The sequence below is a fragment of the Amniculibacterium aquaticum genome (genome assembly GCF_003852705.1).
GTDB classification, from domain to species: domain Bacteria; phylum Bacteroidota; class Bacteroidia; order Flavobacteriales; family Weeksellaceae; genus Amniculibacterium; species Amniculibacterium aquaticum.
Genome location: NZ_REFA01000014.1, coordinates 36,016 through 57,967, shown reverse-complemented (window position 1 = coordinate 57,967; position 21,952 = coordinate 36,016). Strand labels below are relative to the sequence as shown.

The following is a 21,952-nucleotide window of genomic DNA, read 5'->3' as shown; positions in this document are numbered from 1 at the left end:
TCAGATCAGATCTGAATCCATTTTTATCCGTACGAAATTCTATTTTATTTCGGAAGTTTGAACTAAAAAAGGAAAAAACATCAATTCATTTTCCTAATTTCTGCAGGCGACTCGTTACCCTGAGGATCAATGTATTTCAAGGCTACCGTATTGAGCTTATTGCCGTTCCACTTCACATCAACCAAGCGATTGGAGGTTTCTGGAATTAGGATTTCTTGTTTCCATTCGTTTCCGTATTTCAGAAACAAGACCCATTGTTTTACTATTTGCTGTTTTTTTGTCATCCAATTAATTTTTAATCGATCGCCGTCCGTCAACAAATAGATGCTCGGTTTTGTTTGGATTTCAGATTTCAACCAAGGAGAAGCGGGAACTATGGCTTTTTCACGGTACACCGACTTCAGGGCTTCTAACATGGCATTGCTTTTCGTAATTCCGGCAATACTCCAATGGATAACCCCCTTATCTTTTTCTTCAATTTTTCGGTCAATTAATATTTGGTTGATGATCTCTTTGGGTTTATCCAAAACATTCTTCAATCCTACCGTATTCAGACCGGGAAAAAGGTGTCTGTTTTTTTTATTTTCTTGTTGCCACCATTTTAATAAAGCTTCAAAATCTTGGAGGCCTCCAATTTTCCAGTACAATTGTGGTGCAAAATAATCGACCCAACCTTCATTCAGCCAAAGTTTGGCATCGGCAAAAAGTTCATCGTATTGCGAACTTCCCGTGATGCCTTCTGGGAAGCCGGGTTTCCAAATTCCGAACGGAGAAATTCCAAATTTCACATTGTTTTTATCGGTTTTTATTTCGGTATAAATTCGCTTTACAAAGCGATTGACCTGGTCTCTTCTCCAATCGGGTCTAGAAAGTTGTCCGCCCGATTTTTGATACGCCGACCACGATTTGTAATCCGGAAAATCGGCACCACCGTTGTATTCTTTGTAAGGATAGAAATAATCATCGAAGTGGATGCCATCGACATCATAATTTTTCAGAATTTCCTTCACCACATTCGATACATGGTTTTGAGTTTCGATATCGGCCGGGTCAAACCAATACATTCCATTTTTTAATCTCACCACTTGGTTGGGCATTTTCTTCACCATGGATTGCGCGGTTACCGGTCCTCCTGTAGAATGACTTGCACGGAAAGGATTCATCCAAACATGGAGTTCCAGTCCTCTTTTATGGGCTTCGGAAATCCAAAATTCTAAAGGGTCATAAAAAGGAAAAGGTACTTTGCCGGTTTCGCCTGTTAAGAAATAAGACCAAGGCTCTAAGCTACTTTTATACAAGGCATCTGCAGAAGGTCTGGCTTGCAAAATCACCACATTAAAGTTGGCATTTTGTACAAGATCCAACATTTTTATGGCTTCTTCTTTTTGTTGTGCAACCGACAGATTGTTTTTAGACGGCCAATTGATATTGGCTACCGTAGATATCCAAACACCTCTAAACTCTCTGTTTATTTCGGGCAAAGTCGCTTCAATTTCTGTTGAATTTACCGCTTGGGATCTCTCATTAATTGAAGAATCAAAAGAGGCTTTGCCTTGACCATTCCAAGTAGAAAAGACACACGACAAAAGTACAATATAAAGGTTTTTAGCTTTCATAATTCTGTTGTTTTGTATGGATATAAGACCATTCAACACAATAATAATATTTTTATTTAAAATTAACAAAAAAATTGCAAGTTTAGCCTTTATAATCATTTATAGATTCAAATAGTACCAAAGATAAACCGAATGATTGTGTTTTATTTTCAACATTCATAAAAAAGTTTCAATTTTATTGTTATTTTTGACTGATTATACAAAAACCATGAGAAAATTTGCTGCTTTATTGATCTTTATTTTTATTCCTTCTCTTTTTTTCGCTCAAAACACCATTTCGGTCAGTCGCTTGGATAACAAGCCCATAAAAGGTGCTTCCATCTATTGTGTGGATAAATTTTTAGGAAAAACCGATGACAAGGGCGAATTAAAGTTCAGTACCAAATGCAAAAAAATTCAAATAAAAGCACTTGGATTTTATGATGAAGAAAGCTTTGTCGAAAAAAACATGAAAGTACAACTTACCGTGGATGATCCCAAACAAAAGGCGATAGAAACGGTTACCATTGCCGACAAAAACGATCCTCGTGCCATTGCTTTGCTAAAAAAAGTAAACAATCACTACGATGAAAATTCACCCAAGTCTTTGGACTCTTATTCCTTCAAAGCGTATGAAAAAATCTCGATGGATTTTGATCAGGACAGTATTGCAAGCTTCAAACAGTTTACCAACAACCGATTGGACTCTCTAAAATCCTTGAAACCCAACATCAACCAAAATAAAAATAAGAAAAAAGACTCGTTGGAGGGCATTCAGTTCATGCATTTGTTACAAGACAGCAAACTTTTTATTTGGGAAAGAGCCATGGAATTTCTTTGGTCTAAGAAAAAAGGGGAAAAAACTTTGGTATTGGACAATCGCGTTTCCGGCCTTAACCAACCTTTGTACGAGATGATGACGCTGCGAAGCAACCGAAACAGAGTCCCAAGAGAGATCAAAGAAGAAAACAGAAAATTGTACCGTTTTTTCCTTACCGATTCGCTGGATATTGATGGAAGAAAGACTTATGTAATCAAATTCAGGCCGGCAAGTTACAAAGATAAAAACAGCAGACGAAAATTTACAGGCTTCCTGTACATTGATGCTGCAACCTACGGCATCAAAAAAATTGAACACAACTCCAAAATCAAAAACGAAGGGTACATTTCCAGTACTTGGACTTTGCACAACGGAAAATGGTTTTTGCAATCGGAGAATTTAAAGATTCGACTGGGAAATACCGTTTTCAATGACTCAAATAAGAAAGCCGAAGAAAAAACTGAAAACTCACCCAAGCGAAAGCCCAAATCATTTGGAAATTATGCCTACATGAAGTCCGATTATTTCGACTTTACCACCCCTTTAACCAATAGAGAAAAGGATTTTGAAGGCTACAGTTTGGAGGTAAGAAATGCCAACGGTAAATTGTTGGACCAATACAGAACCGATAGTCTAAGCCAAAGAGAACTGACCACTTATGAAAAAATTGACAGCGTTGGAAAAAAGTACAAAATCGATCAGAAAATAGGCTTACTTTCTGGTTTTGTCAAAGGAAAATTACGATTGGGCATGTTTGATTTTGACCTTCCAAAAATATTAAAATTCAATCTGCATGAAGGATTTAGAACCACTTTGGCTGTAAAACTAAACGAAAAATTCCATCCTTACATTTCACCCGATGCCTATGTCGGCTATGGTTTCCGAGATTCTCAATGGAAATACGGAATGGGTGTTGATGTGAAAACTTCACTGAAAAGAAATGCTTTTTTCCGTGCCGAATATTTTGATGATGTCATTGCAGCAGGGAGGTTTAACGAAAATCTTTGGAACATGAAAATGGGCCTTATGAACTCTGAAGTAGATCTGAACAACAATCGTTTTTTCCGATACAAAGGCTTCAAAATGGCTTATGAACACGACATTACCAACGGAATTACTTTAAATGTTTCTTCAAAAAAACAAAATGAAGAGGCTTTATTTGCCTATAACTTCAATAATTTGGGACAGAATTTTCAGAATTTTTCCACCATGGTCACTTTAAAATATGCTCCAAAATCCAAAAACATCATGACCCCATCAGGAAAATTCACCTTTGAGGAAAATTATCCCGATTTCTACCTGAATTATGAGCAAGGTCTAAACTTATTTGGTGGTGAACTGAACTACAGCCGTTGGGATGCCTTATTGGTGCACCAATTCAAAACCAAAATCGGCACATCGGGCATTCGTTTATACGGCGGTTTCACAACGGGAAATGCTCCTATTTGGCACAAATTTATGATGAACGGATTGGGAAATGGAAACAACCAACTGAACTACAACTTGACATCTTATCTTGGTTTTGCCACCATGGAAGGCGGAAAATATTTTAATGACAAATTTGTGGGCACCTACATTACCCACAGAATACCATGGTATTTCCGAACATTTGGGAAAAACATTTCCAGCTTTGATTTGGTTTACAGAGGGATTATTGGCGATATGAAGGACACGAAAATCCATCAATTCGACTTTGAAAAGCTGGATCATCTGTACCAGGAAGTGGGTCTGGAATGGAATAATTTTCTAGCAACACAATACAACATCGGCTTTTTCTACCGTGTGGGTCATTATGCCAGTTCGGATTTTAAGCATAACTTTGCCATCCAAATTAAATTTAAATTACTCGGATTTTAAGATGCAAACCATAGAAATAAAAGCCAAAGATTTTTTTGAATTGTTGAAATTAAAAGATGCCTCGATGTGGGAAATTTTCTCTCAAATGATTGATGGAAAGGAGAAAGAACTACTTTTTTTAGACGAAGAAAACAAAGTTCTTTTTGGTTATACCCTACCCACCAACATTGAAAAATTGGAAGAAGATCGTAAACTTTTTGCCAAAGAATATGCCGACAAAATGGCGCAACTTAACTAAATTTCAGATAAGCATCAACGGTCTGTTTCGTAGCTGCCACATCATGGACCCTGAGGATATTTGCCCCATTCTCTAAGGCTTTCAAATGCAGTTTTTGGGTTTCTTCAACAATTTCAGTTGGCAACTTACCCAAAGGTTTGTAGATAAACGATTTTCTGGAAATCCCCACCAACACTGGGGATTTTCCAAAATTTATCAAATGGAGCTCGTCCAAGATTTGATGATTTTGGGAAATGGTTTTCCCAAAGCCTATTCCCGGATCCAAGACTATATCTTTTATCCCTAAATCATACAATTGGTTTATTTTTTTTGAAAAATAACGATTGAGTTCTGGTATAACATCGCCGTCTATTTTTTTATCGTGCATTTCAGAATACCGTTCGTTCACATGCATCAAAACATAGGGCAAACCCAAATCAGCAACGGTTTTCAACATTTCTGCATCGTACTGTCCACCAGAAATATCATTGACCACATCCACCCCTTCAGCAGCTGCAAAACGAACAACATCTGCATAAAAAGTATCCAAAGAAATTACAGTTTTGGGAAATTCTTTTTTAATATGCATAATGATTTTCCCAAGTCTATCGATTTCTTGTTTGGCTGAAATAAACTCGGCGTTTGGTCGGGTCGATTGAGCACCAATATCGATGATATCGGCACCTTCAGAAATCAATTTCTCTACATGCAAAATTGCATTTTTAATGCTGAAAAATTGACCACCATCCGAAAAGGAATCTGGTGTAACATTCAGTATTCCCATTATTTTGGGGCGTTCCAAAAGTTGTATTGTCCCTTGAGTATTCAGTGTAAAGATGGTTTCTTGTGATTTCATGGAACAAAAATAAGATTTATACAGATTCTAGAGATTGAGATCTCAAGGAAAATCAAAATTTATCTAAAAAAAATCACGATTAACTTCTGAAATAATTCAAACAAAATTCTCATCAAATTCATTATCTTTGAGCTTTTTAGAAAATTATCATGATTAAAACCAACATACAGTACGACAAAGCGATTTCCGAATGTAGAAATCTTTTCTCTAAAAAATACGAAGACTACGGATCTGCATTCAGAATCCTTAGAAGCAGTTCTGTTACCGACCAAATCTACATAAAAATAAAGCGATTGGTGACCTTGCAAACCAAATCTGAACAAAAAATTGAAGACGAAAATGAAAAAGATTGCTTTATTGCCATTGTCAATTATGCCATCATTGGACTGATACAATTGGAAAAAGGAACCTCTGAAAGTTTGTACGAAAACAAAGAGGAAACCTTAAAAAATTATGATTTCTTTGCCCAAGAAGCAAAAGCCCTGATGGAAAGAAAAAACCACGACTACGGCGAAGCTTGGAGAGAAATGAGAACCACATCCATCACCGACCTTATCTACCAAAAAGTACTGAGAACCAAACAGATAGAAGATAACCAAGGTAAAACTTTGGTCTCCGAAGGCTTGGATGCCAACTACTATGACATGTTGAACTATGCGGTTTTCTGCCTGATAAAAATTGTTGAAGAAAACCAATCCTAAAAACTGTAAAACACAAACTTGTATAAAATGATTTTTGTAAACCTCCTGAGAATTGTTGTTGCCCTTATTTTTATTGCCTCTGGTTTTGTAAAAGCTGTAGATGTTGTAGGCTTTTCGTTTAAACTAGAAGAATATTTTTCTGCAAGCGTATTCAACCTGCCTTTTTTTGAAAAACAAGCCTTGCCCATTGCTATTTTTGTAGTGGCTTTCGAGCTGCTATTAGGATTGATGTTGTTGTTGAAAATTAAGATTAAAGAAAGTCTGGCTTTACTGATTGCACTTTGTATTTTCTTTGCATTTTTGACATTTTACTCGGCTTATTTCAACAAAGTTACGGATTGTGGATGCTTTGGTGATGCCATAAAATTTACACCTTGGCAAAGTTTTTACAAAGACATTTTCCTTTTACTTGGACTCATCTTGCTTTGGTTGGGCTATAAAAAATCGTTCAGTCAGAAAATTCAGGTTAATAAATTTCAAAAAATAGCATTGTTATTATCCACATTTGCTTCTGCATCCATCATGGGTTATGGAATTTGTAACGAGCCAATGATCGATTTTAGAGATTATAAAATCGGTACCAATCTGAAAGTTGAAAAGGAAAAAATAGCAAAAAATCCATCCGAATACAAAACTTTTTACACCCTTAAAAACAACAAAACGAAAGAAGAAAAGATCGTAAACCAAGACGACTATGTCAATCTGGAAGAATATTGGAAAGAAGGGACTCCTTGGGAAATTGTGGAAGGAAAAGACATTTCTAAACTTACGCACGAAGGATACAAATCTGAAATCAGCAAATTTAATATTGAAGACGCTTCTGGACAGAACTTTACCGACCAAATCATCCAAGCGCCAAAGGCTGTACTGATCTTTTCGTATGCTCCGGAAAAAGTAGATCCTAAAATGATTGCAAAATTAGAGGCCAAAGCTAAAGCCGAAAAAGAGGCTTTTGTAATGGGCATATCTACAGATCCGAATATCTTTAAAACCATCAACAAAGCAATTATGGACGCAACAGCAACCAAAACCATCGCCAGAAGCAATCCTTTTGTTTTGATTTTGAAAAACGGAACCATTGTGGACAAGCTTCCTGCCGCTGACTATTTGTCCAAATAATCGTACATTTACTTCACTTACATCCCAAATATCATGTTACAAAAATCCAACAAATCCATCGCAGGATACCATTTGCTAATGATTCTATCTTCTGTTGACGGTCATTTTTCGCCAGAAGAAGGAAAAAAAATACACCAATATCTAAGCGAGGAATTTCCTTTTCAGATCAACTTGGACAATGAATTGGAAGTGATTGCCACACTGCAACAAGAGGATTGGAAAGATCATTTCGAATTTCATGCCCATTGTTTTTTAGACGATTCGACAGCCGATGAAAGAAAATCCTTCATCCACTTTGCTAAAGCTTTAATAAAAGCAGATCAAATCGTTAGCGAACGAGAACACCTGTACTACAAACTCTTGAAAAACATTTGGAAAATTCAATAAAAAAAAACTCTAGGTACATGAAAAAATTGTAACAAATAAATAATCCGCAAATAAAACCACTTAGGAGCATAAGACCTGTAGGAATAAGATCGCACAGTTACATATAGAGCCCGTCAAGGACGGAGATTTATTGTGTTACTACTATTTCTTTCTTTTTACCAAAAACGATACCTCCTATGTGACTCTGTTTTGCATTTTGTTATTTTGTATGCTGTCATGTTTTAATAAAAAATATTTACCCCAAAAATAAATCTGAAAAATGAGAAAAAATATCGTTGCCGGAAACTGGAAAATGAATAAAAATGTAATTGATGCACAACAATTGATGGCTCAATTATTAGAATATAAAAAAGAAAATTCAACCCAATGCGAAGTGTGGATTGCTCCGCCATCTTTGTATCTTATGATGGCGAAAGACTTGTACGAGCAGGATGAAATTGGTGTATTTTCGCAAGATGTTAGCGAACACAAAAGTGGTGCCTATACCGGCGAACTGTCTGTAGATATGCTCGAATCCATAGAAGCTACCGGTGCCTTGGTTGCCCATTCTGAAAGAAGATTGTACCATGGCGAAACCGACTCCCATGCCAACAGAAAAGTAAAAGCCCTTTTGGATGCAGGATTGACACCAATCTATTGCAACGGCGAAACTTTGGAACAAAGAAAAAAAGGTGAACATTTTGAAGTCATCAAAAACCAAACTCAAGTGGCTTTGTTTACCCTTTCTGCAGAAGAAATAAAAAAAGTGGTGATTGCTTACGAACCGGTTTGGGCCATCGGTACGGGAGAAACCGCTACACCAGATCAGGCACAGGAAATGCATGCCTTCATCAGAAATTTAATCGCTGAAAAATACGGTAAAGAAACGGCTGAGGAGGTTTCCATTTTGTACGGAGGCTCTGTAAAACCGGACAACGCCAAAGAAATTTTTTCTAAACCCGATGTAGATGGTGGTTTGATCGGTGGAGCTGCTCTAAAAATCGAAGATTTCTCTAAAATTATCGAAGGATTTAACGCTTAGAAATTCATCCACTTCAAACATAAAAAATGGTGTCCCGAAAAAGGAACACCATTTTTTGTATCGTTCAGAAATAATTATTTTTCTGTTGATCTTTGCAAAACTTCATCGACCATGCCGTAGGTTTTGGCCTCTTCAGAAGTCATCCAATAATCTCTGTCCGAAGATTTTTCAACCCATTCATAATCTTGACCCGAGTGGTGAGAGATGATGTCGTACAATTCTTTTTTCAACTTCAGCATTTCTCTTAGGTTTATTTCCATGTCGCTGGCAACACCTTGTGCACCACCGGAAGGCTGATGGATCATCACTCTAGAATGTTTCAAAGCCGATCTTTTCCCTTTTTCTCCGGCAACCAAAAGAACAGCTCCCATAGATGCTGCCATACCTGTACAAATGGTCGCTACATCGGGCTTAATGATCTGCATGGTGTCGTAAATTCCCAAACCGGCATAGACACTGCCTCCTGGAGAATTGATGTAAATTTGAATGTCTTTGCTAGAGTCCGAACTCTCCAAAAACAGCAACTGAGCCGTTACAATATTGGCAACTTGGTCATCAATCCCTGTACCCAAAAAGATAATTCTGTCCATCATCAAACGAGAAAAAACATCCATTTGTGCTACATTCAATCTTCTTTCTTCCATGATGTAGGGCGTAAGATTGGTTGGGTTAAAAATTCCCATATATTGATCGGTTACCAAACCACTATTACCGAGATGTTTCACAGAAAAATCTCTAAATTCCTTTTTTATATCCATTGTATTATAATTTATTTTTAAAGTTAAAATATTTTTTTATTCCACAAAAATCATTCCTGAAAAAGTGAGCGCCAAATTGTCATAAAACCCGATACATTTGATGATCTATAGTATTTTTCAACTGCGACAGTGCAATAATTTTCATATAAATCTCGTTCTTGTCTTCAGTTGTTTCCAATTGATTTTTCATTTGATCAATCAACTTTACAATATATTCTCTTTTATGCCTAATCATGATATCCGAAATAATTTTGGGTACCAATTCTTCTTCTTTACTGAAGTAGATGTTGTGTTTGGACCAATCGCTGGTTTGGTACTGTTCAATCAAGACATCAGCCGCTTTGGACGAGAGTTCTTCGTCCATCAAAGTGGCAAAAAAATCACCTGATCTTAGTGTGTTCGATTTTAGTCCATCCTGTATTTCGCCCACAATTTTTTTATTCAGTGGAGTTTGTAGTTCGTAATCGTCTTCAGAAAAATGATGTATGATTTCTTCGATCACCGAAATTTTGTAGGTTTGGTTGTCCTGATCGGTTCTTGTGATCACTCGATCTCCGTATCTCAGCATCAATTCTACCAGTTTTTCTTCTAAAAGCAAGAGAGGTTCTATGGTAAAATTCTGCTCAGAAACCACTTCTAGTTTGGGCTGAACCTGGTTCTGAACCCTGTGTTGTGGCTGGCTATGAGCTACTTGATTCTGAATTCCCAACTCGTTGAAAAGACTTTGTTGGCTAATCCCAAACTTGGCAGAAACCTCTTGCAAATAGACTTCCTGCTTCAAGGAATTGGTCACAAAAGCTACAGATTTCACGATATCGCGTATGGCTTCGGCCTTTTTTATGGGATCGTTATCGGCTTCTTTTAATAAAATTTCGGCTTTGAAATCGATGAAATCCTTGGCTTCATTTTTAATAAAATTTTCTACAAACTCTTGTGGATGGGCTTTTGAGAATGAGTCGGGATCGTGTCCGTCAGGAAACAACAAAACCCGAATATTCATCCCTTGTTGAAGGAGCAAATCGATACTTCTAAAACTCGCCTTGATGCCTGCCGTATCTCCGTCAAATAAAATCGTTACATTTTCAGTAAGTCTTTTTATCAACTTAATTTGTTCCGTAGTTAATGCCGTTCCGGAACTGGCCACCGCATGCTCAATCCCGGCTTGATGCAAGGAAACCACATCCATATACCCTTCTACCAAAAGACATAGATTTTCTTTGGAAATGGCTTGTTTGCTTTGGTGCAAACCGTAGAGAATATTGGACTTGTGATAAATTTCGGTTTCCGGAGAGTTGAGATATTTGGCCGTTTTCACATTGGATTTCAAAATCCTGGCTCCAAAACCTACAACCCTTCCCGAATAATTATGAATGGGAAAAATGACTCTTTCCCTAAAACGATCGATCCCGTTGGGGGCATTTTCAGGAAAAATGGACAAACCCGATTTCACTAAAATATCTTGAGTATAACCTTTGTCCAGGGAAAATTGGGTGAAGGCATTTTTAAGCTCCGGTGAATATCCCAAATGAAATTTTTTGATGATGGCTTCCGAGAGTTGCCTTTCTTTGAAATACGATAGACCTATGGCTTTGCCCTCGTCGTCGTTCCAAAGAATATTTTGAAAAAAATCGTTGGCCACTTCATGAATTTTGTACAACAACTCACGATCGGTTTGGGATTTTTTTTCTTCTTCTGTAAGTTCTCTTTTGTCTTCTTCGATCTCGATGCTGTATTTTTTAGCAGCATGACGCAAGGCTTCGGGATAGGTAAATCCTTCAATTTCCATAAGAAAGGATATGGCATTGCCTCCTTTTCCTGTGGAAAAATCTTTCCAAATTTGCTTACTTGGAGAAACAACAAAGCTGGGAGATTTTTCGTCTCGAAATGGGCTCAGTCCTTTTAGGTTTGCTCCTGCCCTTTTCAGTTGAACATACTCGCCAATAATTTCTTCGACCCGAATGGTCGAAAATATTTTGTCTATCGTTGTTTGAGTAATCATGGGGTAAAAATACAAATTTAGAAGATGAAAAAGAATAAAAAATCCGGGTAAACCCGGATTAAAATTTATTTTACTTTTACCAATTCGACATCGAAAATCAGCCAAGCATTTGGTGGGATCACGCCACCAGCACCTCTAGCACCGTATCCCAATTCGGCAGGGATAAGCAAGGTTGCTGTTTCTCCTTCTTTCAACAACATAATGCCTTCGTCCCAACCTTTGATCACATGTCCCAATCCGATAGGAATTTGGATAGGTTCGCCTCTTTTAAAAGAGTTATCAAACTCGCTTCCATCTACCAATTTCCCGGCATAATGTACAGAAACGGTATCTCCTTTTTTAGGTGCTTTACCTTCTGTATTTTTGGTAATTTTATAGAAAAGTCCAGATTCTGTTTCTTGCATATCGGATTTCAAATCGTTCACCAATTTCAATTGATTGGCTGCAAATTCTACTTCTCTTTTCTTTTTTTCTTCTGCTTCTTTAGCCAAATATTCTTGATTGGCTTCTTTAATTTTACTTTTACCTTCGTTAAAAACTTTTGCGGCATCGTAATCTTTGTATTGATCGCCTTTTGAGAAAACAGAAACTTTCTCTAGCACCACATCGGTTTTTGGTTTGTCTTGCGCACCGGTTTCTACATTGGCGATAACATCAACAAGATCTTTTCCTACAACAATTTCTCCGAAAATGGTGTGTTTTCCATCCAACCAAGGGGTTGCCACTTCGGTGATGAAGAACTGAGAGCCGTTGGTATTCGGTCCGGAATTTGCCATCGACAAAATTCCTTTTCCTGTGTGCTGAAGGTTGTTTTTCTCGTCATCAAATTTATACCCCGGATCGCCCATTCCTGTTCCTTTTGGATCGCCACCTTGGATCATAAAGTTTTTGATAATACGGTGAAAAATGGTTCCGTCATAAAAAGGAGTTCCTTTTGGCTTAGAAGTATTTTCAATTTTTCCTTCGGCCAAACCGATGAAATTGGCTACGGTTACTGGAGATTTTTTATCTTCGAATTTTACAACCATGTTTCCTTTGGAAGTTTGTAAATTGGCATAAAGTCCATCCTGAAGACCTTCGTAAATTTCTTTGTCTATGTTCATTTTCTTATATATTGAGGTACAACTAAAAAGCGAGATACTCGCTAGGGTTAATATTATTTTTCCTGAAATTTTCATTTATTAATCTTGGATTTAGAAATGCAATAATACGGAAAAATAGGTTATCCGTAAAATGGAACAAGCCCGAATAATTTCGGACTTGCTCTTTCAAATATTGTTGATATTTGGTATTAAAATTTCTTTTCAACAAGAATTCTCCAACCAAATGGATCTTCGGCTTTGTTATTTTGGATGTTCACCAATTCATCTTGAAGGGTTAATGCATAACTTTCTTCTTTTGGTAACATGGGCAATTCTAATCGTTCACCTTTGTAGCCTAAAGCTTTGAAAGCGCTAGTAACAACGGCAGTTCCTACTCCCCAAACTTCTTTTAAGCTTCCATCTTTGTATGCATTAATCACCATTTCAACGGCAACAGGCTCTACCTTCACTTCAATTCCTTTGTGTTTTGCCAAAGCGATAAAGCTATCTCTGGTAACTCCGTCCAAGATTTTTTCGGATGTTGGTGGTGTGTAAATGGTGTTGTTGATTCTAACAAAAACATTCATGGTTCCACTTTCTTCAAAATATTCATGCGTTGCATCATCAGTCCAGATAATTTGCTCATACCCTTCCTCGTTTGCCAACTGAGTTGGATAGAAAGAAGCAGCATAGTTACCTGCAGCTTTTGCAGATCCTACCCCTCCGCTTGCAGCTCTAGAATAGTGATCGGAAATTTTTACAGAAACCGGTTCTGCATAGTAGCTTTTTGCCGGTGTTGCAACGATGGCAAACATGTACTTGGATGAAATTCTAGCTTTTAGAGCCTCTTCGGTAGCAAAAACCAAAGGACGGATGTACAAAGAGTTTCCAATTCCTGCAGGAACCCACTCTCTATCCATGTCCACCAAAGCTTTTAGTCCACCAATGAAAACCTCTTCTGGTATTTCTGGGATGGCCAATCTTTTAGCAGACTTATTAAATCTCTCGAAATTTTTCTGAGCTCTGAATAAAAATACATCTCCAGCTTCGTCTTTGTAGGCTTTCATCCCTTCAAAACAAGCTTGTCCATAGTTTACCCCCATCATTGCAGGAGTAAAAGGCAGTGGACCATAAGGCATCAATTTCGCTTCCCCCCATTTTCCGTCTTCATATTCACAAATAATCATGTGGTCGATGAATGCACTTCCGAAAGTAAAATTCTTTGGATCAAATGTAGAAATTCGAGGGTTGGTCGTTTTTTGAATTATCATTTTGTAAATTTTAATTGGTATTGAACAAATTTAACATAATTTTTTAATTGTCAAAATTTTCGTTTAAATTTGAAAAAAAAAGCCTTGGAAAGAGAGATAAAAACCACCAACGACGGTAGTAAAACACTGTATATTAAAGATTTAGACGAATGCTATCATTCTCATCATGGAGCGCTACAAGAAGCGGAGCATGTATTTATTAAAAATGGACTCAATCGTTTGAATAAAAATGAAATTAACATTTTAGAACTTGGTTTTGGAACAGGTTTGAATGTTTTGGTTACAATTAATGAATTTTTAAAAACTAACAAAAATCATGTTATCAATTATTTTTCTCTGGAAAAATATCCCATAAATGAGACCGAGAGATCGAATCTGAACTACTCTTCACTTTTTTGTGAACAAAATTTAACAGAAATAGAGCAAAAAATTCATGCTGTGGAGTGGGAAAAATTGGTGGAGATTGTTCCTAATTTTAATCTCAAAAAAATAGAGTGTGACTTTTTTGAACTTCAAAATAAAGAAATGCCTCCTGTAGATTTGGTCTATTTCGATTGCTTTGGGGCACGAGTACAACCCGATCTTTGGGAAAAACCACTGTTCGAAATGGTATTTAACAAAATGAATATCAACAGCTTACTAACCACCTACTCCTCCAAAGGAAGTGTAAAAAGAATTCTAAAAGAATTGGGCATGACGGTTGAAAAGCTACAAGGGCCACCCGGAAAAAGAGAAATGCTGAATGCATGGAAATCTTAAAAACCACTAACTTTACAAAAATCAATAACACCTTATATATATGATCGACAAAATAAACATCCGAATCTATGCTTGTTGTATAAAAGACCGAAAAGTTTTGGCTTTGTATGAAGAATATGCCGGCGAAGCCTTACTAAAGCTTCCTGGTGGAGGTTTGGAATTTGGAGAAAGCGTAATCGAGTGTTTGCATCGTGAATTTGATGAAGAATTGAATTTAAAAATAAAAAATATTCAGCATTTTTATACTCAAGAAGACTTTCTAGAGTCCAGATTTCGTGAAAATGAACAATTGCTAACCGTATATTACACGGCAGATTTGGTGGATGAGGACGAGCTCATCATTCGTGATCCTTGTATTGAAAAAGTTGAGTGGATTTCCTTGGATCAAGAAAATCCATTTACACTGCCAATCGATGCTTTGGTTTTTGAAAAATTAAAACAACGATTTTAACAAAAAAAAGGATGAACCCGTATCGAGTTCATCCTTATTTCTTTAGAATGCTTTATAATATGGTATTCAGAATTTTTGCCAAACGAAGTCCTCCGTACAACAACTGCCTTTCTAGCAAATCGTTGAAACGATAATCGTACTCGTACATATAATTGGTTTTCAACTTAGAATAATCGTAGATTTTTTCGGCTTGCAATCGACTATCGTAAAGCCAACTTTCTAACGAACCGTCTTGAATGGAATCTTTGTCATGCTGTTTTCTTAGCAATACATCGGCATATTCGGTATAGCTGTATTTTTGATAATCTACCAATTTGCTATCCCAAAGCGAATGAAGGTTGGCCGACTGACCAAAGAAAGTAACTTTAATAGAATTTCCACCTTTGTCTTCGGCATTTCCCACATGCATGGGTTGCGCCATATCTCCTACAATATGGATTAAAAATCGCAATGCTATTTCTTTGTCTTTTAAAGGAGTTTTCTTGTCTTTTATTTGTGCAGACAATGTGTTGATTTGGGTATATAAATTAGATCCAGACAAATTATGCAAAGAGTTAGAAAATTCTGCAAGATCTTTTGCATTGCTAATGTTCACATAATGCCAGGTGTCTGTAGATTTCCAAACCTCTGTGGTATCCGATTTTATAAAATCCGGCCAATTGGCCCAATAGGCTAATTTTTGATCGCCAATGATCTTATGCAATTTTCTTTGCGCTCTTTTGGTTAAATTTCTTTCGGCAACTTCGGCAATAACTCTATGGCCTGTTGTGCCCCATGCAAATGCATCTGTAAAAAGAAACAAAAGCATAAAAATGGTCAATAGTTTTTTAGGTTTCATGATAAATTTATTTTGAAATTTTGTAGGAACTCGCACCAGGATAAGGTTTCAGATAGCCTACATTCCAGTTGGATCGTAGTAAGGATTCCAAAAAAGCATCGCTCCTATTGGCATGCGGGTCATAAGGTTCTTTGATATCCACATCGGCAACATTTCCTTTCACATTCCACCAAAAAGCCGACCAACCTCCTCTCAGTTCTTTAATTATTTCGTAAACCGTTTTTCCGGTTGCTCTGTTCATTAATTTTGCAAATACACGACCTTCAGTGGTGGTTAGATCTCTAAGTTGAGTTTCGTATTGCGATGCCAATTCGTTCTGTTTGGTTTTAATGTATTTTCTTTTGTCCGAACTCTCCAACTTAGATGCTTGCAATTGTACATCGCGGTATTGCCCCAAGGCTTTTATAAAAAGCGGATACACGCGATTGAGTTTTTTATTAAGAAAGAAATAGTAATTTTGATCCAGTTGGTTATTAAACTTTGGTTTATTCAAAAGGACAATTTCATCCATTACCACTACAGTTTCGCCATTTATTTCGTAGATTTTTGCTTTCTGTTGTTCATCATAATAATATTTGTTCCCGAATTCATCTACTTTCAACAAATCTTCAGGATACTGACTCAATGGCCTGGATATTAAAGCGGAATCGTTTTGAGCATGCATAAAAATACCCAAAAACAAAAAAAATATCAAGTGGAGTTGTTTAAAATTCATTATTTTTACCCTTTAAATCAATAAAAATTAACGCAAAAATCATTCCTTTTATCTATGAAATTCGAAAAAAAATCACTTCATTTTCTAGAAGAATATTTAAATACATCTTCCCCAACAGGTTACGAACACAAAGGACAAAAAGTTTGGATGGACTACATACAAAATTTTGTGGACAAAATTGAAATCGATCATTACGGAACTTGCTACGGAATTATCAATCCGGAGGCTCCTTTCAAAGTCGTTATAGAAGCTCATGCCGATGAAATCTCTTGGTATGTCAATTATATTACCGATGATGGGTTGATCTATGTCATCCGAAATGGTGGCTCCGACCAAATGATTGCGCCCTCCAAAATTGTACACATCCACGGCGAAAAAGGCATCGTAAAAGGTGTTTTCGGTTGGCCGGCAATCCATACCCGAATTGGAAATGAAAAGGAAACCACTCCAAAAATCGAAAACATCTTTATCGATTGTGGCGCAACCAGCAAGCAGGAAGTTTTGGATATGGGGATTGAAGTAGGTTGCATGATAACCTATCCGGACGAATTTTTCGAAATGAACGACAGATACTTTGTTTGTCGTGCTTTGGACAACCGTATCGGAGGATTTATGATTGCCGAAGTTGCACGATTGTTAAAGGAAAACAACATAAAACTACCTTTTGGCCTATACATTACCAATTCTGTACAAGAAGAGGTTGGCTTGTACGGTGCAGATATGATTGCAGATACCATAAAACCTAACATTGCTATCGTTACCGATGTTACCCACGACACCACAACCCCAATGATTGACAAGAAAAAAGAAGGCGAACAAAAATGTGGAGCAGGTCCGGTGGTCTATTTTGCACCCACGGTACATCACAAAATCCGTGAATTGATTATTGAAACCGCAAAAACCAAAAACATCCCGTACCAAAGAGCTGCTTCCAGCAGAACGACAGGTACAGATACCGACGCCTTTGCACATGCCAATGGTGGAACTCCAAGTGCATTAATTTCCCTACCTTTGCGCTATATGCACACCACAGTAGAAATGGTGGCCAAGGAAGATGTAGCCAATGTCATTCAATTAATCTATGAATCTTTGATCAACATTAATCCAAAAATGAATTTGAAATACCATTAATAAAAAGATCTAAATTTATATCAAGTAAAATGAAAACTAAATTAATCGCTCCATCCCTTCTGTCTGCAGATTTCGGAAACCTGCAAAGAGACATAGAAATGCTGAACCAATCCCAAGCCGATTGGTTGCATGTGGATGTTATGGACGGGAGATTTGTCCCGAATATTTCCTTCGGATTCCCGGTGATGAAAACCATACAGCAACATGCCAAGAAATTTGTGGATGTCCACTTGATGATCGTGGAACCTGAAAAGTATGTTGAAGAATTTATCGATTACGGTGCAGACCTTGTTTCCGTACATTACGAAGCTTGTACACACCTGCACCGCACCATCAATTTGATACAGAGCAAAGGAGCAAAAGCTGGCGTTGTCCTCAATCCTTCGACTCCTGTTTTGATGTTGGAAGATATTATTGCAGATGTAGATTTGGTATTGTTAATGAGCGTGAATCCGGGCTTTGGTGGACAAAAATTTATTGAAAATACCTATAAAAAAATCAAGGAAACCAAAGATTTGATCGTGTCCAACAATTCTACTGCATTGATCCAAGTTGATGGTGGAGTAAATCTGGACAATGCTTCCAAGCTTTTTGATGCAGGTGCCGATGTTTTGGTTGCCGGAAATGCCGTATTTTCAACAGAAGATCCTGCTAAAACCATTGAATTGTTAAAAGTTTCCTTCGACTAAACCGAACAGTATGAGTTTAAATTTCATTAGAACAGTACTCATTTCATGGATCATAGGATCTATTTTGGGTGGAATTTGCTATTTTTTTTCGCAAAACAGTACCGGTATTTTCTTGTTTGAAATTTTCAGCATATTGGGATTGGCCTTAGGAATTTTCAGAGCTGCTTTTGTTTCTAGAAAAACCAAAGACACCGATTACTCACAATTTGAAAATAAGAACAACGAACATCCTTCTATTGAAAAATAAACCGTATTTCAAAATAAAATTAAAGCTGTCCAAACTCGGGCAGCTTTAATTGTTTTCAAATGGACATTTACAATTGATTAAAATAGTTTGTTTGATGGAATTTAGACAAAAAACACACAAAAGTTGTAGAAATTTCAAGCATTTTCACCCATAAAACTCTATCGGCAAGTAGTCCGGATCTTGGGTGAAAAAGAATTTTTTCTCTGTGAATTCATCCAATCTAATTTCTTCACATGCTAAACCTTTTTGTTGAAGTTCCTTCCTCTTCGCCTCAACATCATCTACCCCAAAAGCCAGATGCCTCAAACCGCAAGCTTCTGGTCTGGATGGCCTTTGTGGTGGATTGGGAAATGAGAAAAGCTCGATGACATAGTCCTCTTCTATTCCCAGATCCAGCTTCCAAGATCTTCGCTCTTCTCGATACACTTCACGAAGAATTTTGAGTCCTAAAATCTCTGTGTAAAATTTTTTAGAACGCTCATAATCCGAACAAATAATCGCAATGTGGTGGAGTTTCATTTTGGTGTTTGGTGTTTAGTGTTTATGCAATTTTTTAATACATGATAAAAAATAGAATAGCTTAATTATAACCACATAGGTACATAGAAAGTTTCGTTTTTGCAAAAATAAATACTAGCAGTACACAATAGAAATCCGTCTTTGACGGATACTAAGTGTAACTATATAACTTTTTTTGTAATAATTCTATGTTTCTATGTGGTTTAAGTAGCTGATTATTTTGCTGTTACTATTTTTATTATGTACTTTGAGGTAATTTAGAAAAAATATTTTATAACCGCTCTCTTACTTTCGTTGCAAACAGTTCAATGCTTTGCATCATCAGATCGTGGTTGGGCGCACCTACATCCATGTGACCGATAAATCGGGTAAGTCCAAACATTTCTTTCACTGCATTTATTTTTTCGGCAACTTCTTCAGAATTACCGATAAACAAAGCACCCTCTCGGCTTCTGCCTCCGTCGTATTGCATTTTTGTGTAAGGCGACCAACCGCGAGTTCTACCAATTCTATCCATTTGAGAAGCATAATTTTTGAAATATCCTTCTACAACTTCAGGATCTTCACTCACAAAAGTATGGGTATGAATCCCTATTTGCATGGCTTCGGGATCGTGTCCGAAACGGAGGTATTCTTTTTTGTAATAGTCCATCAAAGGTTGAAACTGCTTTGGCATACCCCCGATGATGGCAACAATCAGAGGCAACCCCAATCGAGCAGCACGATGCACCGACTCTGGCGTACCGCCTACAGCAATCCAAATGGGTAGTTTTCCGTTATTCACCGCTCTTGGATATACGGTTTGGTCTATCATAGGAGCTCTTAACCTCCCACGCCAGCTTACATTTTCTTGATTGTTGATTTTGAGCAACAAACCCAATTTTTCCTCGAAAAGTTCGTGATAATCGTTCAGGTCGTAGCCAAAAAGCGGAAAAGACTCGGTGAAACTTCCGCGACCCACACCGATCTCGGCTCTTCCGTTAGAAATAAGATCTAAGGTTGAAAAATCCTGATAAACCTTCACCGGTTCTGCAGAACTCAACACGGTAACGGCAGACATCAGTTTGATGTTTTGGGTTAAAGCAGCAGCAGCCGAAAGCACCATCTCTGGCGAAGATACCGCATAATCTGGACGGTGGTGTTCGCCCAAGGCAAAGACATCTAAACCCAGTTGGTCTGCCAATTGTATTTCGCTAAGTATTTCTTGTAATTTTTGTCCGGCATCGGCATATTTGTTGGTTGCTTCATCTAAAGCCAAATCTCCAAACATGCCCACACCCAATTCAAACTTTTTCATACGCTTATTTTTATGCAAATGTACAGCAAAGAGAAAAGCCTAACATTGATATAAGATAAGAAAGAATACGAGTAGTCCTTTAGCATATCCAAGATTATGGATTTAGTTTTACGATTTTGTCCTCACGAAAAACAACAATTTTACTTTTTTTCCTAAGTACATGACAAAAATTATAACAGCTATATAGATATCTGATTTAAACCACATAGAAACATAGAATTATTGGCAATAAGATTGCATAGTTGCACTTAGTATCCGTCAAAGACGGATTTCTATTGTGTCCTGCTCGTATTTATTTTCGCAATAACGACACTATCTATGTACTTATGTGGTTATAATTAAGCTATTCTATTTTTTTGTCATGTACAAAAAAAATAGATGATGAATGTTTGGAAAGGATTTCTGTTAACTGCCTAGACCCTAGCCCTGATTGCAGTGAAAATCCTTTTGTGAGGCACGAACAAAAGATTGCAACGGAAAGCAGGAAATAGCTCCTAAAAAAAAATGCTGATTTTAGCACTAAAACCTCATCTCATCCTTCACCACTCCGCCGTTTTGGGTATGCGGAAGGAGCTCTGTGTTGATAAAATCTTTGATGGCTTCTGCCGTTTCGTTTTCGGGGAACAAAACATGTACATTGGCTCCGGCATCTAGGGTAAAGAAAAGTGGCAAAGAAGTTTGCTGACGGAAATTCCAAATTTTGTTGATGACCTCCATGGTTCCGGTTTTCATGAGGATAAAAGCCGGCTCGCTCATCATCATCATGGCATGAAGGGTGAGTGCTTCGTGCTCTACCAGTTGGATGAACTTTTCCATATCTCCGGATTTCAAAATGTCTTTCAGCAAGAAAAAATTTTCTTTGGCTTCCTGAAATCTTCTTTCAGCATAAGGATTGGTATTCATCAACCCGTGTCCCACGGTGGAAGAAACGGTTTTCTGACCTTCGTGGATGAGTAAAACCCAGTCGTTAAATTTCTTAAATTTTGGGTGGATTTCGTCTTCAGGATACGGCACGGCAAAAAGATCTGAACTGCCATTCACCGTTTCTGTTTCGCCCCAAACGATCAATCCGTTGTACAAACTTCTGCACGCCGAACCGGATCCCAAACGAGCAAGAAAGGATGCTTTTTTGGTTGATGGTTGTTGGTTGTCGGTTGTTGGTTGTTGGTTTTCTGAAGCGAAAATGTTATCCAAAGTCATCAAGCATTGGGCAATGGCACCAAAACCGGATGCCGAACTGGCAATTCCGGAAGAGTGTGGGAAGGTATTTTCTGTTCGGATGATGTACTTTCCTTTGAGAATCCAAGGGAGATACACTTCGATATTTTTGAAATATTTTTCTATTTTCTCTGCAAATTTTTTCTCTTCATTTCCTGCCAAAAAAGTCTGAACAGAAAAATCCTCACCAGCCACAAACTCCATTTTGGTGATGGTTTTGCAACGGTTCAGGGTGTAGGAAATGCTTGGGTTTGCCGGTATTTGGTTAGCATATTTTCCCCAATATTTTATCAGGGCGATGTTGCTGGGACAAGAAGCCGAAGCTTCTGCGGAAAAAATTTTGTATTCTTTATTTGATATGAATTCTTGTGTCATGGTTGGGTTTTAAAAAAATCTTATTCAAAA

Annotated in this window: 22 protein-coding genes; 11 read left to right on the top strand and 11 right to left on the bottom strand. The window is 37.4% G+C overall.

The features are described 5' to 3' along the window. Positions 1-80: 80 nt before the first annotated feature. Complete coding sequence (locus tag EIY84_RS07665; RefSeq protein WP_124641874.1) at positions 81-1,616, bottom strand: glycoside hydrolase family 10 protein; 1,536 nt, start codon at positions 1,614-1,616, stop codon at positions 81-83. A gap of 208 nt (positions 1,617-1,824) precedes the next feature. Here EIY84_RS07665 and EIY84_RS07660 point away from each other — a divergent pair, with 208 nt between their 5' ends. Together EIY84_RS07660 and EIY84_RS07655 are read left to right on the top strand one after the other, a co-directional pair. Beyond that, positions 1,825-4,272 (top strand): DUF5686 family protein, encoded by a 2,448-nt coding sequence (locus tag EIY84_RS07660; protein ID WP_124641872.1) that lies wholly within the window; start codon positions 1,825-1,827, stop codon positions 4,270-4,272. Between the two features lies 1 nt (position 4,273). Further along, complete coding sequence (locus tag EIY84_RS07655; protein ID WP_124641870.1) at positions 4,274-4,510, top strand: hypothetical protein; 237 nt, start codon at positions 4,274-4,276, stop codon at positions 4,508-4,510. Here EIY84_RS07655 and folP read toward each other — a convergent pair. After that, positions 4,503-5,345 carry a dihydropteroate synthase gene (gene folP / locus EIY84_RS07650; protein ID WP_124641868.1) on the bottom strand — a complete coding sequence of 281 codons (843 nt, stop codon included), beginning with the start codon at positions 5,343-5,345 and terminating at the stop codon, positions 4,503-4,505. The two genes, EIY84_RS07655 and folP, sit on opposite strands and share 8 nt — an antisense overlap. Positions 5,346-5,494: 149 nt before the next feature. Here folP and EIY84_RS07645 point away from each other — a divergent pair, with 149 nt between their 5' ends. The 4 genes from EIY84_RS07645 to tpiA all read left to right on the top strand — a co-directional run bounded on the left by EIY84_RS07645 (position 5,495) and on the right by tpiA (position 8,573). Further along, positions 5,495-6,046: a DUF1599 domain-containing protein gene (locus tag EIY84_RS07645; RefSeq protein WP_124641866.1), complete on the top strand. Its 552-nt coding sequence runs from the start codon at positions 5,495-5,497 to the stop codon at positions 6,044-6,046. 30 nt (positions 6,047-6,076) lie between these two features. Then, positions 6,077-7,165: a BT_3928 family protein gene (locus EIY84_RS07640; protein ID WP_124641900.1), complete on the top strand. Its 1,089-nt coding sequence runs from the start codon at positions 6,077-6,079 to the stop codon at positions 7,163-7,165. A gap of 33 nt (positions 7,166-7,198) precedes the next feature. Continuing rightward, positions 7,199-7,552, top strand: a complete 354-nt coding sequence (locus EIY84_RS07635) for a TerB family tellurite resistance protein (RefSeq protein ID WP_124641864.1) — start codon at positions 7,199-7,201, stop codon at positions 7,550-7,552. A 259-nt stretch (positions 7,553-7,811) separates the two neighbouring features. Then, positions 7,812-8,573, top strand: a complete 762-nt coding sequence (gene tpiA, locus EIY84_RS07630; protein ID WP_124641862.1) for a triose-phosphate isomerase — start codon at positions 7,812-7,814, stop codon at positions 8,571-8,573. A 74-nt stretch (positions 8,574-8,647) separates the two neighbouring features. Here the strand turns inward: tpiA and clpP are convergent, their stop codons facing one another. The 4 genes from clpP to EIY84_RS07610 form a co-directional block, all read right to left on the bottom strand. Next, positions 8,648-9,331: an ATP-dependent Clp endopeptidase proteolytic subunit ClpP gene (gene clpP / locus EIY84_RS07625; RefSeq protein ID WP_124641860.1), complete on the bottom strand. Its 684-nt coding sequence runs from the start codon at positions 9,329-9,331 to the stop codon at positions 8,648-8,650. A 79-nt stretch (positions 9,332-9,410) separates the two neighbouring features. Continuing rightward, entirely contained in the window at positions 9,411-11,330 is a 1,920-nt protein-coding gene (gene dnaG, locus EIY84_RS07620) for a DNA primase (RefSeq protein WP_124641858.1), read from the bottom strand. Between the two features lie 65 nt (positions 11,331-11,395). Then, positions 11,396-12,433: a peptidylprolyl isomerase gene (locus EIY84_RS07615; RefSeq protein ID WP_124641856.1), complete on the bottom strand. Its 1,038-nt coding sequence runs from the start codon at positions 12,431-12,433 to the stop codon at positions 11,396-11,398. Between the two features lie 188 nt (positions 12,434-12,621). Continuing rightward, positions 12,622-13,683 (bottom strand): branched-chain amino acid aminotransferase, encoded by a 1,062-nt coding sequence (locus tag EIY84_RS07610; protein ID WP_124641854.1) that lies wholly within the window; start codon positions 13,681-13,683, stop codon positions 12,622-12,624. An 84-nt stretch (positions 13,684-13,767) separates the two neighbouring features. On the opposite strand from EIY84_RS07610, the gene mnmD reads away from it, so the two are divergent. Next, positions 13,768-14,442 carry a tRNA (5-methylaminomethyl-2-thiouridine)(34)-methyltransferase MnmD gene (gene mnmD / locus EIY84_RS07605; protein WP_124641898.1) on the top strand — a complete coding sequence of 225 codons (675 nt, stop codon included), beginning with the start codon at positions 13,768-13,770 and terminating at the stop codon, positions 14,440-14,442. 40 nt (positions 14,443-14,482) lie between these two features. After that, on the top strand, positions 14,483-14,893 hold the full coding sequence (locus EIY84_RS07600; RefSeq protein ID WP_124641852.1) for an NUDIX domain-containing protein: 411 nt from the start codon (positions 14,483-14,485) through the stop codon (positions 14,891-14,893). Between the two features lie 52 nt (positions 14,894-14,945). On the opposite strand, the gene EIY84_RS07595 is transcribed toward EIY84_RS07600, so the two are convergent. Next, positions 14,946-15,731 (bottom strand): S1/P1 nuclease, encoded by a 786-nt coding sequence (locus EIY84_RS07595; protein ID WP_124641850.1) that lies wholly within the window; start codon positions 15,729-15,731, stop codon positions 14,946-14,948. Between the two features lie 7 nt (positions 15,732-15,738). Continuing rightward, complete coding sequence (locus EIY84_RS07590; protein ID WP_124641848.1) at positions 15,739-16,446, bottom strand: DUF4294 domain-containing protein; 708 nt, start codon at positions 16,444-16,446, stop codon at positions 15,739-15,741. A gap of 54 nt (positions 16,447-16,500) precedes the next feature. Between EIY84_RS07590 and EIY84_RS07585 the strand changes: the two genes are divergently transcribed. Genes EIY84_RS07585 through EIY84_RS07575 form a run of 3 tightly spaced genes read left to right on the top strand, consistent with a single transcriptional unit; the run spans position 16,501 to position 18,513 of the window. Continuing rightward, positions 16,501-17,577: a zinc-binding metallopeptidase family protein gene (locus tag EIY84_RS07585; protein WP_124641846.1), complete on the top strand. Its 1,077-nt coding sequence runs from the start codon at positions 16,501-16,503 to the stop codon at positions 17,575-17,577. Between the two features lie 29 nt (positions 17,578-17,606). Then, entirely contained in the window at positions 17,607-18,266 is a 660-nt protein-coding gene (rpe, locus tag EIY84_RS07580; RefSeq protein ID WP_124641844.1) for a ribulose-phosphate 3-epimerase, read from the top strand. A gap of 10 nt (positions 18,267-18,276) precedes the next feature. After that, entirely contained in the window at positions 18,277-18,513 is a 237-nt protein-coding gene (locus EIY84_RS07575) for a hypothetical protein (RefSeq protein ID WP_124641842.1), read from the top strand. Between the two features lie 144 nt (positions 18,514-18,657). Here EIY84_RS07575 and gloA2 read toward each other — a convergent pair whose 3' ends face one another. From gloA2 to EIY84_RS07560, 3 genes are all read right to left on the bottom strand, one after another. Beyond that, positions 18,658-19,032 carry an SMU1112c/YaeR family gloxylase I-like metalloprotein gene (gene gloA2, locus EIY84_RS07570; RefSeq protein ID WP_124641840.1) on the bottom strand — a complete coding sequence of 125 codons (375 nt, stop codon included), beginning with the start codon at positions 19,030-19,032 and terminating at the stop codon, positions 18,658-18,660. Between the two features lie 271 nt (positions 19,033-19,303). Next, positions 19,304-20,329, bottom strand: a complete 1,026-nt coding sequence (locus EIY84_RS07565) for an LLM class flavin-dependent oxidoreductase (protein ID WP_124641838.1) — start codon at positions 20,327-20,329, stop codon at positions 19,304-19,306. Between the two features lie 519 nt (positions 20,330-20,848). Beyond that, positions 20,849-21,922 carry a diphosphomevalonate/mevalonate 3,5-bisphosphate decarboxylase family protein gene (locus EIY84_RS07560; protein ID WP_124641836.1) on the bottom strand — a complete coding sequence of 358 codons (1,074 nt, stop codon included), beginning with the start codon at positions 21,920-21,922 and terminating at the stop codon, positions 20,849-20,851. Between the last annotated feature and the right edge of the window lie 30 nt (positions 21,923-21,952).

Coding starts and splice junctions, on each gene's coding strand:
- EIY84_RS07665 (WP_124641874.1), bottom strand. CDS start 1,616: ATGAAAGCTAAAAACCTTTATATTGTACTTTTGTCGTGTGTCTTTTCT.
- EIY84_RS07660 (WP_124641872.1), top strand. CDS start 1,825: ATGAGAAAATTTGCTGCTTTATTGATCTTTATTTTTATTCCTTCTCTT.
- EIY84_RS07655 (WP_124641870.1), top strand. CDS start 4,274: ATGCAAACCATAGAAATAAAAGCCAAAGATTTTTTTGAATTGTTGAAA.
- folP (WP_124641868.1), bottom strand. CDS start 5,345: ATGAAATCACAAGAAACCATCTTTACACTGAATACTCAAGGGACAATA.
- EIY84_RS07645 (WP_124641866.1), top strand. CDS start 5,495: ATGATTAAAACCAACATACAGTACGACAAAGCGATTTCCGAATGTAGA.
- EIY84_RS07635 (WP_124641864.1), top strand. CDS start 7,199: ATGTTACAAAAATCCAACAAATCCATCGCAGGATACCATTTGCTAATG.
- tpiA (WP_124641862.1), top strand. CDS start 7,812: ATGAGAAAAAATATCGTTGCCGGAAACTGGAAAATGAATAAAAATGTA.
- clpP (WP_124641860.1), bottom strand. CDS start 9,331: ATGGATATAAAAAAGGAATTTAGAGATTTTTCTGTGAAACATCTCGGT.
- dnaG (WP_124641858.1), bottom strand. CDS start 11,330: ATGATTACTCAAACAACGATAGACAAAATATTTTCGACCATTCGGGTC.
- EIY84_RS07615 (WP_124641856.1), bottom strand. CDS start 12,433: ATGAACATAGACAAAGAAATTTACGAAGGTCTTCAGGATGGACTTTAT.
- EIY84_RS07610 (WP_124641854.1), bottom strand. CDS start 13,683: ATGATAATTCAAAAAACGACCAACCCTCGAATTTCTACATTTGATCCA.
- EIY84_RS07600 (WP_124641852.1), top strand. CDS start 14,483: ATGATCGACAAAATAAACATCCGAATCTATGCTTGTTGTATAAAAGAC.
- EIY84_RS07595 (WP_124641850.1), bottom strand. CDS start 15,731: ATGAAACCTAAAAAACTATTGACCATTTTTATGCTTTTGTTTCTTTTT.
- EIY84_RS07590 (WP_124641848.1), bottom strand. CDS start 16,446: ATGAATTTTAAACAACTCCACTTGATATTTTTTTTGTTTTTGGGTATT.
- EIY84_RS07585 (WP_124641846.1), top strand. CDS start 16,501: ATGAAATTCGAAAAAAAATCACTTCATTTTCTAGAAGAATATTTAAAT.
- rpe (WP_124641844.1), top strand. CDS start 17,607: ATGAAAACTAAATTAATCGCTCCATCCCTTCTGTCTGCAGATTTCGGA.
- EIY84_RS07575 (WP_124641842.1), top strand. CDS start 18,277: ATGAGTTTAAATTTCATTAGAACAGTACTCATTTCATGGATCATAGGA.
- gloA2 (WP_124641840.1), bottom strand. CDS start 19,032: ATGAAACTCCACCACATTGCGATTATTTGTTCGGATTATGAGCGTTCT.
- EIY84_RS07565 (WP_124641838.1), bottom strand. CDS start 20,329: ATGAAAAAGTTTGAATTGGGTGTGGGCATGTTTGGAGATTTGGCTTTA.
- EIY84_RS07560 (WP_124641836.1), bottom strand. CDS start 21,922: ATGACACAAGAATTCATATCAAATAAAGAATACAAAATTTTTTCCGCA.